The organism is Pseudomonas sp. RA_35y_Pfl2_P32 (assembly GCF_963970735.1).
Classification (GTDB): Bacteria; Pseudomonadota; Gammaproteobacteria; order Pseudomonadales; family Pseudomonadaceae; genus Aquipseudomonas.
In genome coordinates this window covers 161,299-181,131 of the sequence record NZ_CAXAQF010000004.1, presented here as the reverse complement: position 1 = coordinate 181,131, position 19,833 = coordinate 161,299, and the positions used below count along the sequence as shown (strand labels likewise).

Annotated in this window: 17 protein-coding genes and 3 tRNA genes; 18 read left to right on the top strand and 2 right to left on the bottom strand. The window is 62.9% G+C overall.

Annotated features, from left to right (window positions below; translation table 11 throughout):
* The first annotated feature begins 36 nt into the window (after positions 1 to 36).
* From leuB to AACY45_RS05690, 17 genes are all read left to right on the top strand, one after another.
* Positions 37 to 1,119, top strand: a complete 1,083-nt coding sequence (leuB, locus tag AACY45_RS05770; RefSeq protein ID WP_339544561.1) for a 3-isopropylmalate dehydrogenase — start codon at positions 37 to 39, stop codon at positions 1,117 to 1,119.
* Between the two features lie 67 nt (positions 1,120 to 1,186).
* Positions 1,187 to 2,299 carry an aspartate-semialdehyde dehydrogenase gene (gene asd, locus AACY45_RS05765; protein WP_339544560.1) on the top strand — a complete coding sequence of 371 codons (1,113 nt, stop codon included), beginning with the start codon at positions 1,187 to 1,189 and terminating at the stop codon, positions 2,297 to 2,299.
* A 292-nt stretch (positions 2,300 to 2,591) separates the two neighbouring features.
* Positions 2,592 to 3,602, top strand: a complete 1,011-nt coding sequence (locus tag AACY45_RS05760; protein ID WP_339544559.1) for an aspartate-semialdehyde dehydrogenase — start codon at positions 2,592 to 2,594, stop codon at positions 3,600 to 3,602.
* A gap of 196 nt (positions 3,603 to 3,798) precedes the next feature.
* Positions 3,799 to 6,561 carry a FimV/HubP family polar landmark protein gene (locus AACY45_RS05755; protein WP_339544558.1) on the top strand — a complete coding sequence of 921 codons (2,763 nt, stop codon included), beginning with the start codon at positions 3,799 to 3,801 and terminating at the stop codon, positions 6,559 to 6,561.
* 193 nt (positions 6,562 to 6,754) lie between these two features.
* Positions 6,755 to 7,579, top strand: a complete 825-nt coding sequence (gene truA / locus AACY45_RS05750) for a tRNA pseudouridine(38-40) synthase TruA (RefSeq protein WP_339544643.1) — start codon at positions 6,755 to 6,757, stop codon at positions 7,577 to 7,579.
* A gap of 63 nt (positions 7,580 to 7,642) precedes the next feature.
* Positions 7,643 to 8,275 carry a phosphoribosylanthranilate isomerase gene (locus AACY45_RS05745; RefSeq protein ID WP_339544557.1) on the top strand — a complete coding sequence of 211 codons (633 nt, stop codon included), beginning with the start codon at positions 7,643 to 7,645 and terminating at the stop codon, positions 8,273 to 8,275.
* Between the two features lie 272 nt (positions 8,276 to 8,547).
* Complete coding sequence (accD, locus tag AACY45_RS05740; RefSeq protein WP_339544556.1) at positions 8,548 to 9,468, top strand: acetyl-CoA carboxylase, carboxyltransferase subunit beta; 921 nt, start codon at positions 8,548 to 8,550, stop codon at positions 9,466 to 9,468.
* Positions 9,465 to 10,772: a bifunctional tetrahydrofolate synthase/dihydrofolate synthase gene (folC, locus tag AACY45_RS05735; RefSeq protein WP_339544555.1), complete on the top strand. Its 1,308-nt coding sequence runs from the start codon at positions 9,465 to 9,467 to the stop codon at positions 10,770 to 10,772. Before accD ends, folC begins: the two co-directional genes overlap by 4 nt.
* Complete coding sequence (locus AACY45_RS05730; RefSeq protein WP_339544554.1) at positions 10,756 to 11,409, top strand: SPOR domain-containing protein; 654 nt, start codon at positions 10,756 to 10,758, stop codon at positions 11,407 to 11,409. The genes folC and AACY45_RS05730 overlap by 17 nt, the downstream gene beginning before the upstream one ends.
* 98 nt (positions 11,410 to 11,507) lie before the next feature.
* A complete protein-coding gene (locus AACY45_RS05725) occupies positions 11,508 to 12,068 on the top strand; it encodes a CvpA family protein (RefSeq protein WP_339544553.1) in 561 nt (186 codons plus the stop codon).
* A gap of 41 nt (positions 12,069 to 12,109) precedes the next feature.
* Positions 12,110 to 13,615, top strand: coding sequence for an amidophosphoribosyltransferase (purF, locus tag AACY45_RS05720; RefSeq protein WP_339544552.1), 1,506 nt, complete (start codon positions 12,110 to 12,112; stop codon positions 13,613 to 13,615).
* Between the two features lie 78 nt (positions 13,616 to 13,693).
* Positions 13,694 to 14,905 (top strand): O-succinylhomoserine sulfhydrylase, encoded by a 1,212-nt coding sequence (locus AACY45_RS05715; protein WP_339544551.1) that lies wholly within the window; start codon positions 13,694 to 13,696, stop codon positions 14,903 to 14,905.
* A gap of 5 nt (positions 14,906 to 14,910) precedes the next feature.
* Positions 14,911 to 15,678, top strand: a complete 768-nt coding sequence (locus AACY45_RS05710) for an SDR family oxidoreductase (RefSeq protein ID WP_445261166.1) — start codon at positions 14,911 to 14,913, stop codon at positions 15,676 to 15,678.
* A gap of 168 nt (positions 15,679 to 15,846) precedes the next feature.
* Positions 15,847 to 15,922 (top strand) — tRNA-Val (locus AACY45_RS05705).
* Positions 15,923 to 15,976: 54 nt separating this feature from the next.
* Positions 15,977 to 16,053 (top strand) — tRNA-Asp (locus AACY45_RS05700).
* Positions 16,054 to 16,146: 93 nt separating this feature from the next.
* A tRNA-Asp gene (locus tag AACY45_RS05695) sits at positions 16,147 to 16,223 on the top strand.
* Between the two features lie 273 nt (positions 16,224 to 16,496).
* Positions 16,497 to 16,655, top strand: coding sequence for a hypothetical protein (locus AACY45_RS05690; protein WP_339544549.1), 159 nt, complete (start codon positions 16,497 to 16,499; stop codon positions 16,653 to 16,655).
* A 15-nt stretch (positions 16,656 to 16,670) separates the two neighbouring features.
* Here AACY45_RS05690 and AACY45_RS05685 read toward each other — a convergent pair whose 3' ends face one another.
* Positions 16,671 to 17,696, bottom strand: coding sequence for an AraC family transcriptional regulator ligand-binding domain-containing protein (locus tag AACY45_RS05685; RefSeq protein ID WP_339544548.1), 1,026 nt, complete (start codon positions 17,694 to 17,696; stop codon positions 16,671 to 16,673).
* A 71-nt stretch (positions 17,697 to 17,767) separates the two neighbouring features.
* Here AACY45_RS05685 and AACY45_RS05680 point away from each other — a divergent pair, with 71 nt between their 5' ends.
* Positions 17,768 to 18,673, top strand: coding sequence for a LysR family transcriptional regulator (locus tag AACY45_RS05680; RefSeq protein WP_339544547.1), 906 nt, complete (start codon positions 17,768 to 17,770; stop codon positions 18,671 to 18,673).
* Between the two features lie 9 nt (positions 18,674 to 18,682).
* On the opposite strand, the gene AACY45_RS05675 is transcribed toward AACY45_RS05680, so the two are convergent.
* The gene (locus AACY45_RS05675; protein WP_339544546.1) at positions 18,683 to 19,633 is read right to left on the bottom strand and encodes a SphA family protein; all 951 of its coding nucleotides are present in this window, start codon (positions 19,631 to 19,633) and stop codon (positions 18,683 to 18,685) included.
* Positions 19,634 to 19,833: the final 200 nt, after the last annotated feature.

Here is a 19,833-nt window from a genome sequence, read left to right as displayed (position 1 = left end):
CTCCTAGGGCGCGCCGACTGATGACATGAGGAACCCATGAGCAAGCAGATTCTGATTCTCCCAGGCGACGGTATTGGTCCGGAAATCATGGCCGAAGCGGTCAAGGTGCTGGAGCTGGCCAGCGACAAGTTCGCCCTGGGCCTGGAATTGAGCCACGACGTGATCGGCGGCGCGGCCATCGACAAGCACGGCGTACCCCTGGCGGACGAAACCCTGGAGCGCGCGCGCGCGGCCGACGCGGTCCTGCTGGGCGCCGTGGGCGGCCCGAAATGGGACACCATCGAGCGTGACATCCGCCCTGAGCGCGGCCTGCTGAAAATCCGTGCGCAACTGGGCCTGTTCGGTAACCTGCGTCCGGCGATCCTTTACCCGCAACTGGCCGAGGCTTCCAGCCTGAAGCCGGAAATCGTTGCCGGCCTGGACATCCTGATCGTTCGCGAATTGACCGGTGGCATCTACTTCGGCGCGCCGCGCGGCACTCGCACCCTGGAAAACGGTGAGCGCCAGGCCTACGACACCCTGCCGTACAGCGAAAGCGAAATCCGCCGGATCGCCCGTGTTGGTTTTGACATGGCCATGGTCCGTGGCAAGAAGCTGTGCTCGGTGGACAAAGCCAACGTATTGGCCTCCAGCCAGCTGTGGCGTGAGATCGTTGAGCAAGTGGCCAAGGATTACCCTGAGGTCGAGCTGAGCCACATGTACGTCGACAACGCCGCCATGCAATTGGTGCGTGCGCCCAAGCAGTTTGATGTGATCGTCACCGACAACCTGTTCGGCGACATCCTGTCCGACCAGGCCTCGATGCTCACCGGCTCCATCGGCATGCTGCCGTCGGCGTCCCTGGACACCCACAACAAGGGCATGTACGAGCCGTGCCACGGCTCGGCGCCGGACATCGCAGGCCTTGGCATTGCCAACCCGCTGGCGACCATTTTGTCGGTGTCGATGATGCTGCGCTACAGCTTCAACCAGCAGGCGGCGGCGGATGCCATCGAGCAGGCGGTCAGCCTGGTCCTGGACCAGGGCTTGCGCACTGGCGACATCTGGTCGGCCGGTTGCACCAAAGTCGGAACGCAGGAAATGGGCGACGCAGTAGTCGCGGCGCTGCGGAATCTGTAATCTCTCGGGCCCCGCTTGTCGCTGATGCCGGCAAGCGAGCCCACTTTTTGTAAAAGGTGTAGTTGCGATGAAACGTGTAGGTCTGATCGGTTGGCGCGGTATGGTCGGTTCCGTGCTCATGCAGCGGATGCTGGAAGAGCAGGATTTCGATCTCATTGAGCCGGTGTTTTTCACCACTTCCAATGTCGGTGGTCAAGGCCCGTCCGTGGGCAAGGATATTGCTCCGCTCAAAGACGCTTACAGCATCGACGAGCTCAAGACCCTCGACGTGATTCTGACTTGCCAGGGTGGTGACTACACCAGCGAAGTCTTCCCCAAGCTGCGTGAAGCCGGCTGGCAGGGCTACTGGATCGATGCCGCTTCCAGCCTGCGCATGCAGGATGACGCGGTGATCATCCTCGACCCGGTGAACCGCAAGGTCATCGACCAGCAGCTGGATGCGGGCACCAAGAACTACATCGGCGGCAACTGCACCGTCAGCCTGATGCTGATGGGCCTGGGCGGCCTGTTTGAAGCCGGCCTGGTGGAGTGGATGAGCGCCATGACCTACCAGGCGGCCTCCGGCGCCGGCGCGCAGAACATGCGTGAGCTGATCAAGCAGATGGGCGCGACCCACGCGGCGGTCGCCGATGAACTGGCCAACCCGGCCAGTGCCATCCTCGACATCGACCGCCGTGTGGCCGAAGCCATGCGCAGCGACGCCTACCCGACCGAAAACTTCGGCGTGCCACTGGCGGGCAGCCTGATCCCGTGGATCGACAAGGAACTGCCGAACGGCCAGAGCCGGGAAGAGTGGAAGGCCCAGGCCGAGACCAACAAGATCCTCGGTCGCTTCAAGAGCCCGATCCCGGTGGACGGCATCTGCGTGCGTATCGGCGCCATGCGCTGCCACAGCCAGGCGCTGACCATCAAGCTGAACAAAGACGTGCCGATCGCCGACATCGAAGGCTTGATCAGCCAGCACAACCCATGGGTCAAGCTGGTACCGAACAACCGCGAGAGCAGCATGCAGGAGCTGAGCCCGACCAAGGTCACCGGCACCCTGAATGTCCCGGTTGGCCGTCTGCGCAAGCTCAACATGGGCACCCAGTACCTGGGCGCGTTCACCGTCGGCGACCAGTTGCTGTGGGGCGCGGCCGAACCGCTGCGTCGCATGCTGCGGATCCTGCTGGAACGTTGATCGGTTGAAGCAATGAACGAACCCGCGCCTTGCCAGAGGCGCGGGTTTTTTTTGACTGGTTGCTTGGTGGTCCGTCATTGCTGGCAGGTTCGTGTGGTGCGATGCCAGGCACTGTGGGGGGCTGCTTTAGGCTGTGGTAGGGGCGGGCGAGGCGGCCTGCTTTTCCTGGTGTACGAACCTCCCTTGTGGGAGCGAGCCTGCTCGCGAGGGGCCGGTACAGGTCCTACATAATTGCCTGCATGCCACCCACCCGGTAAAGTGCCGCTCCCCCCGTTTCGCCTGAGGTAGAACCATGAGCCAGTCCTTTGATATCGCCGTTGTCGGCGCCACCGGTACTGTCGGCGAAACCCTCGTCCAGATCCTCGAAGAGCGCGACTTCCCGATCGCCAACCTGCACCTGCTGGCCAGCAGCGAGTCGGCCGGGCATTCGGTGCCGTTTCGCGGCAAGAACGTGCGGGTGCGGGAGGTCGATGAGTTTGATTTCAGCAAGGTCCAGTTGGTGTTCTTCGCCGCAGGCCCGGCGGTCACCTTGAGCTTTGCCCCGCGGGCGACGGCCGCCGGCTGCTCGCTGATCGATCTGTCCGGCGCCTTGCCGGCCGAGCAGGCGCCCCAGGTCGTGCCGGAGGCCAATGCCCAGGTGTTGGCCGGTCTGAAACAACCGTTCCAGGTCAGCAGCCCGAGCGCCTCGGCGACCACCCTGGCAGTGGTGCTGGCGCCGTTGCGCGCGCTGCTGGATGTGCAGCGGGTGACGGTGACCGCCAGCCTGGCTGTGTCCACCCAGGGCCGCGAGGCGGTGACCGAGTTGGCCCGGCAGACCGCCGAGCTGTTGAATGTGCGTCCATTGGAGCCGCGCTTTTTTGATCGGCAAATGGCGTTCAACCTGCTGGCCCAGGTCGGCACGCCGGATGCGCAAGGCCACACCCTGCTGGAAAAACGCCTGGTCCACGAACTGCGTGCGGTCCTCGGGCAGCCGGCGCTGAAAATTTCCGTGACTTGCGTTCAAGCCCCGGTGTTTTTTGGCGATAGCTTTAGTGTGACCCTGGCGTCGGCCAGGCCGGTTGACCTGGCGGCGGTGAACGCTGCGCTGGAGATCGCCGAGGGTGTCGAGCTGGTGGAGGCGGGCGATTACCCGACGCCGGTCGGTGATGCGGTTGGCCAGGACGTGGTCTACGTCGGTCGGGTTCGCAGCGGGGTCGACGACCCGGCGGAACTTAATCTGTGGCTGACGTCAGATAATGTGCGCAAAGGCGCGGCCCTCAATGCAGTGCAAGTGGCCGAGTTGTTGATAAAAGACCTTGTGTAAAAGATACTTGGCAACAATTTTCAGAATGATTCTAGCTGAGCGCTATGCTTGCAAGCGGGCCGCCTGCGGGGGCTCGCTGGCGCGTCGGTGAAATAATCGCGTGCAGCCTCCTCCGGGGTCTGTGCGCAATGCCTTGTGGCAGCGACAAACAACACCTTCTCGCTGGCCGAGGAATGTTCAAACAAAGGATGAGGCTATGGTTCAAGTTCGCAAACTGGTGTTAGCAATAGCGGCCGCCTCGGCGCTGTCCTCCGGTATGGCGCATGCCCTTGGGCTCGGGGAATTGACCCTGAAGTCGACCCTGAACCAACCGTTGGTGGCCGAGATCGAGCTGCTCGATGTCAAGGACCTCACGGTGGCCGAAGTGGTGCCGAGCCTGGCCTCAGCCGATGACTTCGCCAAGGCCGGCGTGGATCGCCAGGCGTTCCTCAATGACCTGACCTTTACCCCGGTGCTCAATGCCAACGGCAAAAGCATTCTACGGGTGACCTCCAGCCAGCCTTTGTCCGAACCCATGGTCAAGTTCCTGGTTCAGGTGATGTGGCCCAACGGCCGTCTGCTGCGCGACTACAGCGTGCTGCTCGATCCGTCCAAGTTCTCGCCGCAAACGGCAGAGGCTGCCGGGCAAACTGCGCCGGCGATCAATGCGCCGGTGACCGGGGCGACTGCGCAACACACCACCGTGGTCCGCGACACCCTGTGGGAAATCGCCGCCAAGGCGCGCAACGGTGGCTCGATCCAGCAGACCATGCTGGCGATCCAGGCGTTGAACCCGGATGCCTTTATCGATGGCAACATCAACCGCTTGAAGGCCGGCCAGGTCCTGCGCCTGCCGGATGCCACGCAAATCAGCCAACTGCCGCAGGCCCAGGCCATTGCCGAAGTGGCTGCGCAGAACAAGGCCTGGCGCCAGGGCCGTCGTTATGTGCCACGGACCCAGGCCCAGCAACTGGACGCCACCGGTCGTGCGCCTGACGCAGCGGCAGCGCAGGGCGCGGCCCGCGACAGTTTGAGCCTGGTCTCGGCCGAGTCGGGCAAGAGCACCGGTAAAGGTGCGGTCGGCGACAGCAAGGGCATCAGTAACAAGCTGGCAGTGACCCAGGAAAGCCTGGACACCACCCGGCGCGACAATGCCGAGCTGAAAAGCCGCGTGGCCGACCTGCAAAGCCAGATGGACAAGCTGCAACGCTTGATCGAACTGAAGAACAATCAACTGGCCAAGCTGCAGGCTGAAAGCGGCGCGACGCCTGAGGCTGCGTCCGAGGCGCTGCCTGCGGAGTTGGTGGCCCCAGCCGCCACCACGCCTGCTGAACCCGTACCGGCCACTGCACCTGTGCCGGCTGATGCAGAACCGGCTGCCCCCCCTGGCGAAACACCTGCCAAGGCGACACCCGAGCAAACCTACAACGAACTGCTGACCAGCCCGCTGTTGATGGGGCTGATCGGCGGTGGCGCGATTGTCCTGGCGTTGCTGCTGTTGTTGCTGGCACGCCGGCGCAAGGCGCAGCAGGAAGCCGAGAAGCACGTACGCATGGCGCGTGCGTTGGCCGAGGAATCGGATTTCAACGACGACCTGGACCTGCCAGAGAGCAGTTTTGAAGGCCTCGAAGAGCCGGCGCCGACCGCCAAGCTGGCCACCGCGCCGACGCCAACGCCGGTCGCTGCGGCGGTTGTTACCCCGGTGGTGATGACCACGCCGATTGCCGCGCCGTTGGTGGCGCCGGCCGGCGAGCGGATGGACGACGTGCTGGGCCATGCCCAGGCCCATATCGATGAGGGGCGCCTGAATCAGGCCGCCAGCCTGCTCGAGGAAGGCATCAAGCAAGAGCCACAACGCAGCGAGCTGCGCCTCAAGCTGATGGAAGTCCACGGCATGCAGGGCGATCGTGATGCGTTCGTGGTGCAGGAGCGCCAACTGGTGGCCAATGGCAAGAACTTCGCGCAAGTCGAAGCGCTCAAGAGCCGCTTCCCGGCCATGGCTGCGGTCGCTGCGGTCGGTGGCATCGCTGCCGCTGCGGTCGCGGCCGAACTGGATGCGCAATACGTCAAGGACCTGCTGCTGGACGAGCCGCAAGCCCCTGCGCCAAGCGCTGAAAATCAGGCGCTGGACGATGATCTTGACAGCGCCTTCGACCTCGACCTGGACACGCCGCAGGTCGCGCCACAAGTGGAGCCAGCAGCAGTGGCGGTGCCGGAAGATGACTTCGACAGCGCCTTCGATCTCGATCTGGATCAGCCGCAGGAACCCGCTGCCGCACCGCTGGCGCCTGCAGCTGTGCTGGATGACGACCTGGATGCCGCCTTCGATCTCAGCCTGGACGAACTGGAAGCCGTGTCGCCGGCAGTGGTCGCCACCGAGCCGGTTGCCGACCTGGAAGACTTCCCGCTGGACGACGATCTGAGTTTCGAGTCGCAGGCTGACGCGCCGCAAAGCCCGGCCGACCTGGCGGATTTCGACCTGGACCTGGCTGGCGATGTACCGGAGTCGGTCCTGGCTGAAGATGCCGCGGTGCTGGGCCTGGACGATGAACCCCAAGACCTGGAGGCGAGCGAGGAGCCGGCGGTTGCCGAAGTGACGCCTGACGACCTGGAGTTGCCGGCGGATTTCGACCTGTCCCTGGCTGATGAGCTGGAGGCGCCGGCCACGCCGGATGATTTCATCACCGACCTGGATGATGTGCACGCCGAGCTGGAGCGTTTTTCCGAGGATCTCGAGCATCCGCCTATCGGCGAGCCAAGCTTCACCGCCGAAGACGCGGCGCTGGCCATGGACAGCGACGAGCCGGAGTTCGATTTCCTGTCGGGCACCGATGAAGTCGCCACCAAGCTGGACCTGGCCCAGGCCTACATCGACATGGGTGACAAGGACGGCGCGCGGGACATCCTCGGTGAGGTGCTCAGCGAGGGCAACGACGGGCAGAAGAGCGAAGCCAAGGAGATGCTTGCTCGCCTGGCGTGATTGAGCACCTCTGTAAGTCGTATAGCTGTGGGAGCGAGTCGCCAGACTCGCTCCCACAGCTGTTTCAGGGCATGGGCAAAAACAAAAAACAGCGCGAACATGGCATCCCCGGCACACAGCCTTATAATGCCCGCCTTAGCGTACATCAGCAGGCTGTCACCCCTTGGCAAATATAGATAACCCGGCCGCCGAAATGGCGGCCGACGGCTTTTTCCGGATCGCGTTGGGCGTCGAATACAAAGGCTCGCGCTACCGCGGCTGGCAGCGCCAAGCCTCCGGCGTGGCCACTGTGCAACAAGCCCTTGAAACGGCCTTGTCGAAAGTCGCCGATTCGCCGGTGTCCCTGCATTGCGCGGGGCGCACCGACGCCGGCGTACACGCCTGTGGCCAGGTGGTGCATTTCGACACCCAGGTGGAGCGTTCGCTGAAGGCCTGGGTCATGGGCGCCAACATCAACTTGCCCCACGACATCAGCGTCAGTTGGGCCAAGGTCATGCCGGCGGATTTCCATGCGCGTTTCAAGGCCATTGCCCGGCGTTATCGCTATGTGATCTACAACGACCAGATCCGTCCGGCCCACCTCAATGAGGAAGTGACCTGGAACCACCGGCCGCTGGATGAACAGCGCATGGCCGAAGCCGCGCAGTACCTGCTCGGGACTCACGATTTCAGCGCCTTTCGCGCGGGGCAGTGCCAGGCCAAGTCGCCGGTCAAGCAGATCCACCATCTGCGCGTGACCCGGCACGGCAAAATGATCGTGCTGGACATCCGCGCCAGTGCCTTCCTGCATCATATGGTGCGCAACATCGCCGGGGTGCTGATGACCATCGGTACCGGCGAGCGTCCGGTGGAGTGGGCCAAGGAAGTGCTGGAGAGCCGGATTCGCCGCACCGGTGGGGTCACGGCCCACCCCTTCGGGCTGTACCTGGTGCAGGTCGAGTACCGGGACGAATTCCCGTTGCCGGAGCGTTACATCGGACCGCACTTCCTCACCGGCTTCTCGGAACTTGACGGCTGACGCCTGCCAATGCATTTGCTACCATCCGGGACTTTCCCGGATTTGCCCTGAGGTTCCCCCGACATGCCAGCCGTTCGCAGCAAAATTTGTGGGATTACCCGCATTGAAGACGCGCTGGCAGCGGTCGCGGCCGGGGCCGATGCCATCGGTTTTGTGTTCTACGCCAAGAGCCCGCGGGCGGTCACGGTGCAGCAGGCACGGGCGATCATCGCTGCGCTGCCACCGTTCGTGACCACCGTGGGCTTGTTCGTCAACGCCAGTCGCTGCGAGCTGGGCGAGATCCTCGACGCCGTGCCGCTGGACCTGCTGCAGTTCCATGGCGATGAAACCGTGGCCGACTGCGAAGGCTGGCACCGGCCCTATATCAAGGCCCTGCGGGTCAAGGCCGGGGATGATATCGCCGCCGCCTGCGATGCGTACCCCAGTGCCAGTGGCATCTTGCTCGATACCTATGTCGAAGGGGTGCCCGGTGGAACCGGCGAGGCCTTCGACTGGTCATTGATACCGCCGGGTTTGCGCAAGCCGATTATCCTGGCCGGCGGCCTGACCCCGGACAACGTGGCGCAGGCCATTGCCCGGGTCCGGCCGTACGCGGTGGACGTCAGCGGTGGGGTAGAGCAGGGCAAGGGCATCAAGGATCACGCAAGGATTCACGCATTTATGCAGGCCGTACGCAGCAGCACCGCAACGATGTGACGGCTGGCAGTCTGCCGCCGTCCACTGCATGGTACAAAACATGCGCTGCACACAGCAGGCAGGCGTCGCCTTCGGGTGGGCCAGAACCGAAGTGGCAACCCCAAGCGCGGGTTGTCTGGAAGGCTGAGGATGGAGTGCGTTGCAGGCAGGTCGCGGCCTAGTGCTGACCGCCGTAGCGTACCGATCATCGCCGCACACATGAATTTAGCTCAAGGGCATACACGGGGCTGCGAACCAGAGCGTTCGGGCCGCCGGTACTGGAGAAAGAAAGCATGAGCAACTGGTTAGTAGACAAACTGATCCCTTCGATCATGCGTTCCGAGGTGAAAAAAAGCTCGGTGCCTGAAGGTCTGTGGCACAAGTGTCCATCCTGCGAGGCGGTGCTGTACCGTCCGGAACTGGAAAAGACCCTGGATGTTTGCCCCAAGTGCAACCACCACATGCGCATTGGCGCCCGCGCACGGATCGACATCTTCCTCGACGCTGAAGGCCGTGCCGAACTGGGCGCGGACCTGGAGCCGGTTGACCGTCTGAAATTTCGTGACGGCAAGAAGTACAAGGACCGCCTGACCGCTGCCCAGAAGCAGACCGGCGAAAAAGACGCCCTGATCTCCATGAGCGGCACCCTGCTGGGTATGCCGGTAGTGGTGTCGGCGTTCGAATTCTCCTTCATGGGCGGTTCCATGGGTGCGATCGTCGGCGAGCGCTTCGTGCGTGCGGCCAACTATGCACTGGAGCACCGTTGCCCGATGATCTGCTTCGCCGCTTCCGGTGGCGCGCGGATGCAGGAAGCCCTGATCTCGTTGATGCAAATGGCCAAGACCTCGGCGGTCCTGGCGCGTCTGCGTGAAGAAGGCATTCCGTTCATCTCGGTACTGACCGACCCGGTCTACGGCGGCGTTTCCGCCAGCCTGGCGATGCTGGGCGACGTGATCGTCGGCGAACCCAAGGCCCTGATCGGTTTCGCCGGTCCGCGGGTGATCGAGCAGACCGTTCGGGAAAAACTGCCAGAAGGCTTCCAGCGCAGCGAGTTCCTGCTGGAGCACGGCGCCATCGACATGATCATTGCCCGTTCCGAGCTGCGTCCACGCCTGGGTAACCTGCTGGCGCAACTGATGGGCCTGCCGACGCCTGAGTTCGTTGCTGCACCCATCGAGCCAATCGTGGTTCCACCGGTGCCTGCCCACCTATGACACAACGTACCCTTGGCGAATGGCTCGCCTACCTTGAGCAGTTGCACCCGTCCGCCATCGACATGGGGCTTGCGCGCTCGCAAGAGGTAGCGTCCCGGATGGGGCTGGGCAAGCCGGCGCCTCGGGTGATCACGGTCACCGGCACCAACGGCAAGGGTTCTACCTGTGCGTTCGTGGCTTCGTTGCTGCGCGCACAGGGCCTGAGCGTGGGTGTCTACAATTCTCCGCACCTGCTGCATTACAACGAGCGGGTGCAGGTCAATGGCGTGTTAGCCACTGACGCACAGCTGTGCGAGGCCTTCACTGCGGTGGAGGCGGGCCGCGGCGAAATCTCCCTGACCTACTTCGAAATGGGCACCCTGGCAGCGTTCTGGCTGTTCCAGCGCGCAGGCCTGGATGCGGTGGTCCTGGAAGTCGGCCTTGGCGGGCGCCTGGACACGGTCAACCTGGTGGATGCGGATATCGCGTTGGTCACCAGTATTGGTGTCGATCACGCCGACTACCTGGGCAATACCCGAGAATCGGTGGCCTTCGAGAAGGCCGGGATTTTCCGTCAGGGCGCACCGGCACTGTGTGGCGACCTCAATCCACCACAACCCCTGCTGGACAAAGCGCGCGAGCTGGCTTGCCCGTTTTTCCTGCGGGGTCGGGATTTTGACCTGGGCCTGACCGAGCAGCACTGGCAATGGCGCGGTGTCGACGGGCAGGGGCAGGCCATTGAGCTACGGGATTTGCCGTTGCTCGACTTGCCGATGGAAAACGCTGCGCTGGCGCTGCAGGCCTATGCCTTGCTGGGCTTGCCTTGGGTGCCTGGGCAGATCGCGGCGGCCTTGCAGGCGACCCGCGTGGTCGGGCGCCTCGATCGGCGTCAGTTCAACTGGCACGGCAAGCGCCTGAACCTGATGCTGGACGTGGGGCACAATCCGCACGCGGCCGAGTACCTGGCACAGCGCCTGGCCCGGCGCCCGGTGGCGGGTCGGCGCCTGGCGGTCTTCGGATTGCTGGCGGACAAGGATCTCGATGGAGTTGTCGGTGAATTGAGTGCTAGTGTCCAGCATTGGGCTGTCGCCCCGCTGGAGTGTGCGCGTGCCCGCCCGGTTGCAGATTTACAGGCGGCGTTGCAGAACCTTGGCGCGCCCGTGACCTCCTATGCAAGCGTGGCCGAGGCCCTGGAAGGGCAAAGCGCGCAGGCGACGGCAGAGGACGAGATTCTGCTGTTTGGATCATTTTATTGTGTCGCCGAGGCCCTTGAATGGCTGGCCCGGCACTCCACGGAGGAAGCTGCAGATGGCTTTGCTGGATAACGCGTACAAGCAGCGGATGGTCGGCGCACTGGTGTTGGTGGCCCTGGCGGTGATTTTCCTGCCGATGCTGTTCTCCCGAGAGGATGAGCAGCGCCAGGTGGTGGTCCAGGCCCCGGTCGCGCCACAGGCGCCGGTCATGCCCCAGGTCCAGGTCGAGCCAGTGGTGGTTCCCGAGCCGCAAGCGCTGCCGCAGGAGCCTGTGCCCAGCGATGCCGAAATCGCCATGGAGCAGGCGCCGGTCGCGAGTGCGCCGACGGTCGCCCCGAGCGCACCGATCGTCGCGGCCCCGGTGGTTGCCAAACCGGTTACCCCGCCGCCAGCACCCAAGCCGGCACCCGCACCGGTCGCGCCAGTCAGCAAGCCTGACACCACCCAGAGTCGGGTCGATGCCAATGGCCTGTCGGTCAGTTGGTCGGTGCAACTGGCCAGCCTGGCCAATCGTGAAAGTGCCGAAAACCTGCAGAAAACCCTGCGCAGCCAGGGCTACAACGCCTACATTCGCACGGCGGATGGCAAGAACCGGGTGTTCGTCGGGCCGCTGATCGAGCGCGCCGAAGCCGACCGTCTGCGTGACCTGTTGAACCGCAAACAGAACCTCAAGGGTTTTGTGGTGCGTTTCCAGCCCGAACGCGGCTGAAACGATCGTCTCTATTTGAAATGCACTGAAAATCGCAGCTTACCGATAGCCATGGGCTCTGCTAAAATGCGCCGCCTTATCCGTCTGTAGGCTGTACTGTGCCATTTACCTGGGTTGACTGGGCGATCGTTGCAATCATCGCCATCTCCGCTTTGATCAGTCTGAGCCGCGGCTTCGTAAAAGAAGCATTATCGCTGGTGACCTGGATCATCGCAGGAGTCGTTGCCTGGATGTTTGGTGGTTCACTGTCCGAGTACCTCGCCGGATACATCGAAACACCTTCGGCCCGCGTGATCGCCGGCTGCGCCATCTTGTTTGTGGCCACCCTCGTGGTGGGCGCAATGATCAATTATCTTATCGGCGAATTGATTCGCGTCACCGGCCTCTCCGGGACCGATCGATTCCTCGGCATGGCTTTCGGCGCGGCGCGTGGCGCCTTGCTGGTGGTCACCGCCGTCGGGCTGTTGAGCCTGGGCCCGGTACAGCAGGATTCATGGTGGCAGGAGTCGAGGCTCGTGCCACAATTTCTATTGGTTGCAGACTGGTCCAAAAACCTCATATTGGGGTGGAGCAGTCAGTGGCTGGCCAGCGGTATCAGCGTACCCGCTGACATACCGTTCAAGGAGCACCTCTTGCCGACGGCGAAAACGCCGCAGTGAGTCGTGTTCAGTTCAGTTTCATTAAGTAGGGGTTGCGTCGCATGTGTGGCATCGTCGGTATCGTCGGTAAGTCGAACGTCAATCAGGCGCTGTATGACGCGCTAACCGTCCTCCAGCACCGCGGCCAGGACGCTGCCGGTATTGTGACCAGCCACGACGGCCGGTTATTTCTGCGCAAGGACAATGGCCTGGTACGTGACGTGTTTCATCAGCGTCACATGCAGCGCCTCGTCGGCCACATGGGCATTGGCCATGTGCGTTATCCGACCGCCGGTAGCTCGACCTCGGCCGAAGCTCAACCGTTTTACGTCAACTCGCCGTATGGCATCACCCTGGCGCACAACGGCAACCTGACCAACGTTGAACAGTTGGCCAAGGAGATCTACGAATCGGATCTGCGTCACGTCAACACCAGCTCCGATTCGGAAGTGCTGCTCAACGTGTTCGCCCACGAACTGGCCCAGCGTGGCAAGTTGCAGCCGACCGAAGAAGACGTGTTCGCCGCCGTCACCGACGTGCACAACCGTTGCGTAGGTGGCTATGCGGTCGTGGCGATGATCACCGGCTACGGCATCGTCGGTTTCCGTGACCCGCACGGCATCCGTCCGATCGTCTTCGGCCAGCGTCACACCGACGAAGGCGTCGAGTACATGATCGCCTCCGAGAGCGTGTCCCTGGACGTGCTGGGCTTTACCCTGATCCGCGACCTGGCACCGGGCGAAGCGGTCTACATCACTGAAGAGGGCAAGCTGCACACCCGTCAGTGCGCGACCAACCCGTCCCTGACCCCATGCATCTTCGAACACGTCTACCTGGCGCGTCCGGACTCGATCATCGATGGCGTGTCGGTGTACAAGGCTCGCCTGCGCATGGGTGAGAAGCTGGCTGAGAAGATCCTGCGCGAGCGTCCCGAGCACGATATTGACGTGGTCATCCCGATTCCGGACACCAGCCGCACCGCGGCCCTGGAGCTGGCGAACCACCTGGGCGTGAAGTTTCGCGAAGGTTTCGTGAAAAACCGCTACATCGGCCGGACCTTCATCATGCCTGGCCAGGCTGCGCGGAAAAAATCCGTACGCCAGAAACTCAACGCCATCGAGCTGGAGTTCCGCGGCAAGAACGTGATGCTGGTGGACGACTCGATCGTGCGCGGCACCACCTGCAAGCAGATCATCCAGATGGCCCGTGAAGCTGGCGCCAAGAACGTCTATTTCTGCTCCGCAGCACCGGCCGTGCGTTACCCGAACGTCTACGGCATCGACATGCCGAGCGCTCACGAACTGATCGCGCACAATCGTTCGACCCAGGACGTGGCCGAACTGATCGGTGCTGACTGGCTGATCTATCAGGACTTGCCTGACTTGATCGAAGCGGTCGGCGGCGGCAAGATCAAGATCGAGCAGTTCGATTGCGCAGTGTTCGACGGCAAGTACGTCACCGGCGACGTCGATGAGGCTTACCTGAACAAGATCGAGCAGGCGCGTAACGACGCCTCCAAGGTCAAGACCCAGGCAGTCAGTGCGATCATCGATCTGTACAACAACTGAGTTTCTACCGGCCCTGAGGGGCCGGTTTTGTATCTACTACAGGCTCTTCATGACAAGAGCAGGGCAAGGAGTGACAGCATGAGTCAGGATTGGGATGCCGGTCGGCTGGACAGCGACCTCGATGGCGTAGCGTTCGATACCCTGGCCGTACGTGCCGGCCAGCACCGCACGCCGGAGGGCGAACACGGTGATCCGATGTTCTTCACCTCCAGCTATGTGTTCCGTACCGCAGCCGATGCTGCGGCGCGCTTTGCAGGCGAAGTGCCGGGCAATGTCTACTCACGCTACACCAACCCCACCGTTCGGGCCTTCGAGGAGCGCATTGCTGCCCTCGAGGGTGCTGAGCAGGCGGTGGCCACGGCCACAGGCATGGCGGCGATTCTTGCGGTGGTGATGAGCCTGTGCAGTGCCGGCGACCACGTACTGGTGTCGCGCAGCGTGTTCGGTTCGACCATCAGCCTGTTTGAGAAGTACTTCAAGCGTTTTGGTATCGAAGTCGACTACGTCCCCTTGGCGGACCTGTCCGGCTGGGACGCAGCGATCAAGGCCAACACCAAGTTGCTGTTCGTCGAGTCGCCGTCCAACCCGTTGGCCGAATTGGTGGACATCAGCGCATTGTCCGAAGTGGCGCACGCCAAGGGCGCGATGCTGGTGGTCGACAACTGCTTCTGCACGCCCGCCTTGCAGCAACCGCTCAAGCTCGGCGCTGACGTCGTGGTGCACTCGGCCACCAAGTTCATCGACGGCCAGGGCCGGTGCATGGGCGGCGTAGTGGCCGGTCGCAGCGAGCAGATGAAAGAAATCGTCGGCTTCCTGCGCACGGCCGGGCCGACCCTGAGCCCGTTCAACGCCTGGATCTTCCTCAAGGGCCTGGAAACCTTGAGCCTGCGCATGAAGGCTCACTGTGCCAACGCCCAGCAACTGGCCGAATGGCTGGAGCAGCAGGAGGGCATCGAGAAGGTGCATTACGCCGGCCTCAAGAGCCACCCGCAGCACGAACTGGCCCAGCGCCAGCAGAAGGGCTTTGGCGCGGTCGTGAGCTTCGAGGTCAAGGGCGGCAAAGAAGGCGCATGGCGCTTCATCGACGCCACCCGGCTGATCTCGATCACCGCCAACCTGGGTGACAGCAAGACCACCATTACCCACCCCAGCACCACGTCCCACGGGCGCCTGGCGCCACAGGAGCGCGAGGCGGCGGGTATTCGTGACAGCCTGATCCGGATTGCTGTCGGCCTCGAAGACGTGGCCGACCTGCAAGCGGACCTGGCGCGCGGGTTGGCTGCCTTGTGATCGAGATCGCAACGACTGCCGGCGGCAGCAATGGCCGGGTTGCCCTGGTCACGGGTGCTGCCCGCGGCATCGGTTTGGGGATTGCCGCCTGGTTGATCAGCGAAGGCTGGCAGGTGGTGCTGACCGATCTCGACCGTGAGCGTGGTTCCAAGGTCGCCAAGGCGTTGGGCGAACATGCCTGGTTCATCACCATGGACGTGGCCGATGAGCAGCAAGTGACCCAGGGCGTTGCCGAAGTCCTGGGGCAGTTTGGTCGCCTGGATGCACTGGTGTGTAACGCGGCGGTCGCCGACCCACGCAATATCACCCTGGAAAGCCTTGACTTGGCTTACTGGAACCGGGTATTGGCGGTCAACCTCAGTGGGCCGATGCTGTTGGCCAAGCACTGTGCGCCATACCTGCGGGCCCACAACGGTGCCATCGTCAATCTGGCCTCGACCCGTGCCGGGCAGTCGGAACCCGATACCGAGGCCTATGCGGCGAGCAAGGGTGGTTTACTGGCCTTGACCCACGCCCTGGCCATCAGCCTTGGCCCGGAAGTTCGGGTCAACGCGGTCAGCCCCGGCTGGATCGATGCCCGTGATCCTTCGGCGCGACGTGCCGAGCCGTTGAGTGATGCCGATCATGCCCAGCATCCGGCGGGCAGGGTAGGCACGGTCGAAGACGTCGCGGCGATGGTGGCCTGGCTGCTGTCGCGCAATGCCGGGTTTGTCACCGGCCAGGAGTTCGTGGTCGACGGTGGCATGACCAAGAAGATGATCTACGAGCAGTGAAGGGCAGTAACAAGTAAAAGCCGGTCGCAGGTGTCACTGCCTGCGCACCACTGCTTTGACTTGGAGCTTGCCGCTTGTGGCTTTCAGCTGTTTTTGAAAAAAACTTCAATCAGGGTATTGACTTAGCTTCGGTATCTGCGTAAATTTCGCGGCCTCGGAGAAGCAAACGGGTGATTAGCTCAGCTGGGAGAGCGTCTGCCTTACAAGCAGAATGTCGGCGGTTCGATCCCGTCATCACCCACCACTTCTTGAGAGTCTTGCGAAAGCAAGATGGAAGCTGAAAAGCCTCCACCGACGCGCAGCGGTAGTTCAGTCGGTTAGAATACCGGCCTGTCACGCCGGGGGTCGCGGGTTCGAGTCCCGTCCGCTGCGCCATATTTTCCAGATCGGGTTTACCCGGTTTGAGATTGCAAAGCCTCGAAGCTTTACAGTCAGACGAATTAACTGGACGCAAGTCCACAGCGATACGCAGCGGTAGTTCAGTCGGTTAGAATACCGGCCTGTCACGCCGGGGGTCGCGGGTTCGAGTCCCGTCCGCTGCGCCATATCTGCTCCAGGGCCCACTGAACGCCTTGGTGCTACGAAACAAAACACTGGTCATGCCCGTGTCTGTTTCGAGTCGATAGCAAAGACCCTGGTCGAAAGACCGGGGTTTTTTGTTTCTGTGATTCACAAAAAACCTGCGAGGCTCACGCTTCGCAGGTTTTTTGCTTTTCGCCTGGCGCGACAGACGCGCAAGCCAGCGTTGCCCTCAATATAGCGAAGCCGTGGCTTTGTTCTATCCTGAAATTTGAACCCCATCTCAGGAGGAGAGTGCCATGGCCGCTGACAAGCAACACGATCAATACCGCGATAACGACGAAGAAGATCAGGACGAAGCCAGTCCTGAAGAGAACCCGCCACCGCAAACCTGGAAACACCCCGATGACGGCAAAAGCCTCTCGGACCTGGACCAGGAGTGGCCGTTGAAACCCTGAAACTGCCCGTACCGGTCATGCCTGGTGGCGTGATCGGTACGACCCTGGTGCGCATTCGAACCAGCGCAGGCAAGCGCGGTTGAAACTTTGCACATCGCTGTAGCCGAGCTGGTCGGAAATCTCCACCAGCTCCAGCGGCGAGTGTTGCAGCAGGTCTTCGGCGCGATAGCGGCGGTACTCGTCCAGCAACTCGGAAAAACTCCAGCCCAGGGCTTTCAGGCGCCGGGCGGCGGTGCGTTCGAGCAGGTGCTGGGAGGTGCAGAAGTCTTGCCAGTGGGCGCCGGGCAGGTCGCGGATCAGGTGGTCGCTAACCAGTTCCAGCAAGGTCGGCTCGCTGTTGCGCCGAGTCTGCTCCAGCAGTTCGACCAGAGTCTCCTCCAGTTGATGGTTGCCCGGGGTCAGCGCCTGCACGAACACCTGGGGTTCGAGGTGGATCACGTTGTGTGCCTGGCGCCACTGCACCGGTGCACGAAAGGCCTGCTCGTGAGCCGAGGGGCTGGCTGGGACCGAGTGCACCAGGCCCACCCCCAAGATCGGGTCTTGCCCCAGCCCGCTGGCCAGCACCTTGCGGCGCAGCATGCTGCAGATGCTGATGAGGATGTAGTCGGTCATCGCGGCGGTGGCGCGCAGGCTGCCGCAGTCCAGTAAGTGCAGTTGCACCGAGCCTTCGCTGCGCACCACCCGGGCCTGGAAATGGCCGTTGAAAAACGGGAAGAAACGCACGAAGTAGGCGCAGGCGCTGTCCAGCGATGTGGCCACATCAAACAGGTAGGTCAGGCCGTTGGTCGAGGTGGACACGAAGCGCCGCCCGGCTGCCAGCCCCAGCAGCGGGTCGGCGGTCGTGGCCTGGGCAAAGGCCCAGAATCGCCGGGACAGAAACAGCGGGATCCGGGTAAACGGAGTGCGCAGTTCAAACAGCGTACGGCGAAACAAGGCCTCGATCTGTTCGTGCGCCACTCCCCGGGCCAGCAGTTCTTCAATGGCCGGCAGCAGGCTGGGGGCGTAGAACGCGTTGGCTATCGGCTGATCGCTTTTTGTCATTTAGGGCTCACAGCATGTTCCGGTTCACTGGTTAGGCTGCCCGACGTTAAGGGATTTGCCGGAGCAAGACCATGCTTGATTTACGCCAGCTCGACCTCAACCTGCTGCTCGCCTTCGATGCCATCTACCAGCAACGCAGCGTCACCCGCGCTGCCGAAGTCATGAGCCTGTCGCAACCGGCGATGAGCAATGCGCTGCGCCGCCTGCGTGACCTGTGTGGCGACCCGCTGTTCATCAAGAGTCGTCTGGGGGTGACGCCGACCCTGGTGGCGCACCGCCTGGCCGATTACGTGCGCGCTGCACTTGAATGCCTGCGCGACGGCTTGCGGATGATCCCGGCGGCGCGGCAAAGCGATCCACTGCTGCGCATCAGTTGCCTGGACTGCCTGCAGCCAGTGTTGCTCGAAGCCTTGCTCCAGGCCCCGCATGCCGATTGGCAGGTGCGGTATTTCCAGCCGCGACGCCGGGACGCCCTGCAGGAACTGGCAGCGGGCAAACTGGACATCCTGATCGATCTCGACCAGCCCCTGGCGGGCTTGCACAAGCAGGTGCTGCCGGTCGATCACTATGTGTTCGCCTATGGCGAGGCGCTGCGAGAGCCGCCGCGCACCCTGCAGGCTTACCTGGCGCAACCGCAGATCCAGGTCTCCAGCCGGCGCGACGGGCTGAGCCCGGTAGATCTGCACCTGGGCCTGAAAAGCCTGCGGCGCAACATCGCCGTCAGCACCCAGAGCACCCTGGCGGCGAAGCTGATCGCCGACCGCCAGCCGTTCGGCCTGAGCCTGCCGAGTCGGGTCGCCACGGCCCTGGGCATGCAGCAGGCGCCGTTGCCCCTGGACGAACCGGTATCGTTGCAATTGGCGCTGTACATCGAGTCGCGATATCGCTTCGAGCGCAGCCGGGAGGAGGCGATGCACTGCCTGCTCAACGCCCTGGGCGCACCTCGAACTCCGCTGGCCGTGGCACGCCGGGCTTGAGGAGCGTCGTCAGAACGCGTAGGGAATGGTCACCTTGGCCCACAGCATCTGGCCTTTTGGACGGTTTTCCACGTCGAATTCCTTGGCCCAGCGCAACTCGGCGCTCGCGTACTTGAGAAAGGTCAGATACATCGCCGGACCGATGGCGAACACCTCGCCACGGACCCCGTCGTTGACGTCCTGGCCGTTGAACTGCACGGCCTTGCCGTATTGTTTATCGTCGGTGGTCTGCTTGAGGTAATACCCGTTGAGGCCGAGGTTGAGGTTGTCGGTCACCTTGTAGCTGGCGGAGTAGTCGAAGTGGAAGATTTGCCCTGAGCGGTAATCGGTGTCGTGGTTCTCTTCGTTGAAGCTGTAGGTCGTCTTGAGCGACAGCTCGGTGCGCTCGGTCGGCAACCAGGTGAAGGAAAACAGCGGTTTGTAGGTATAGAAATTGTTGCTGGTATTGGCCAGGCGCGTGGCGTCGTACTCGCCGGTGGGAATGGTGATCTCCAGGGCCGCAGCCAAGGTCAGGTTTTTGCCCATGTCCCACAAAATGATCGGCGCCACGGTGGTGTCACCCATGCTTTCTCGATCATCCTCCAGGCCGAAGGCCTGCACGCGCTGCTTGATCCAGGGCTGGGCCGCGTAGAGTCCCAGACGGCTGCCGGCGACCCGCAGCGGGGTCAAGTAGTCCAGGCGCGGAATCACCGCTTCGGACGTGATCTCGACGCCCGGCACCTTGCCACCCAGGGAACTGATAGTGAGCTTCCTGGCTTTGTAGAAGTTGTAGTAGAGGTTGAACGCAACCATGTTGTCCGGGAGGCTATCGACGTCCAATGGCAGCATGAAGAAGCCATCGGTGCCCGGGCCGATGTTGTCGACGCCGGATTCGGTGGCCTGTGCCGACAGGCAGACACTCGACAGCAGGGCCAGGCTGGTCGCCAGGCGCAGGGGAGAGAAGACACGGGTCGGATTCATTTTTGGACTCTTATTATTGTCTGGGGACGCGTCGCCGGCCCTCACGCTGGCCGCCACATAGAAATAAGCCCTCAGCGTTCGACGGGGCAGGGTATTGGCGGACACAGAGCGGACTTCTGCGGCCAGCCTGTGGCCCGCCGGGGCGCCTGGCCGGCGGGGTGGGTCGCGGGTTGGCAATCAGGCGGCCAGGCGTGCTAACG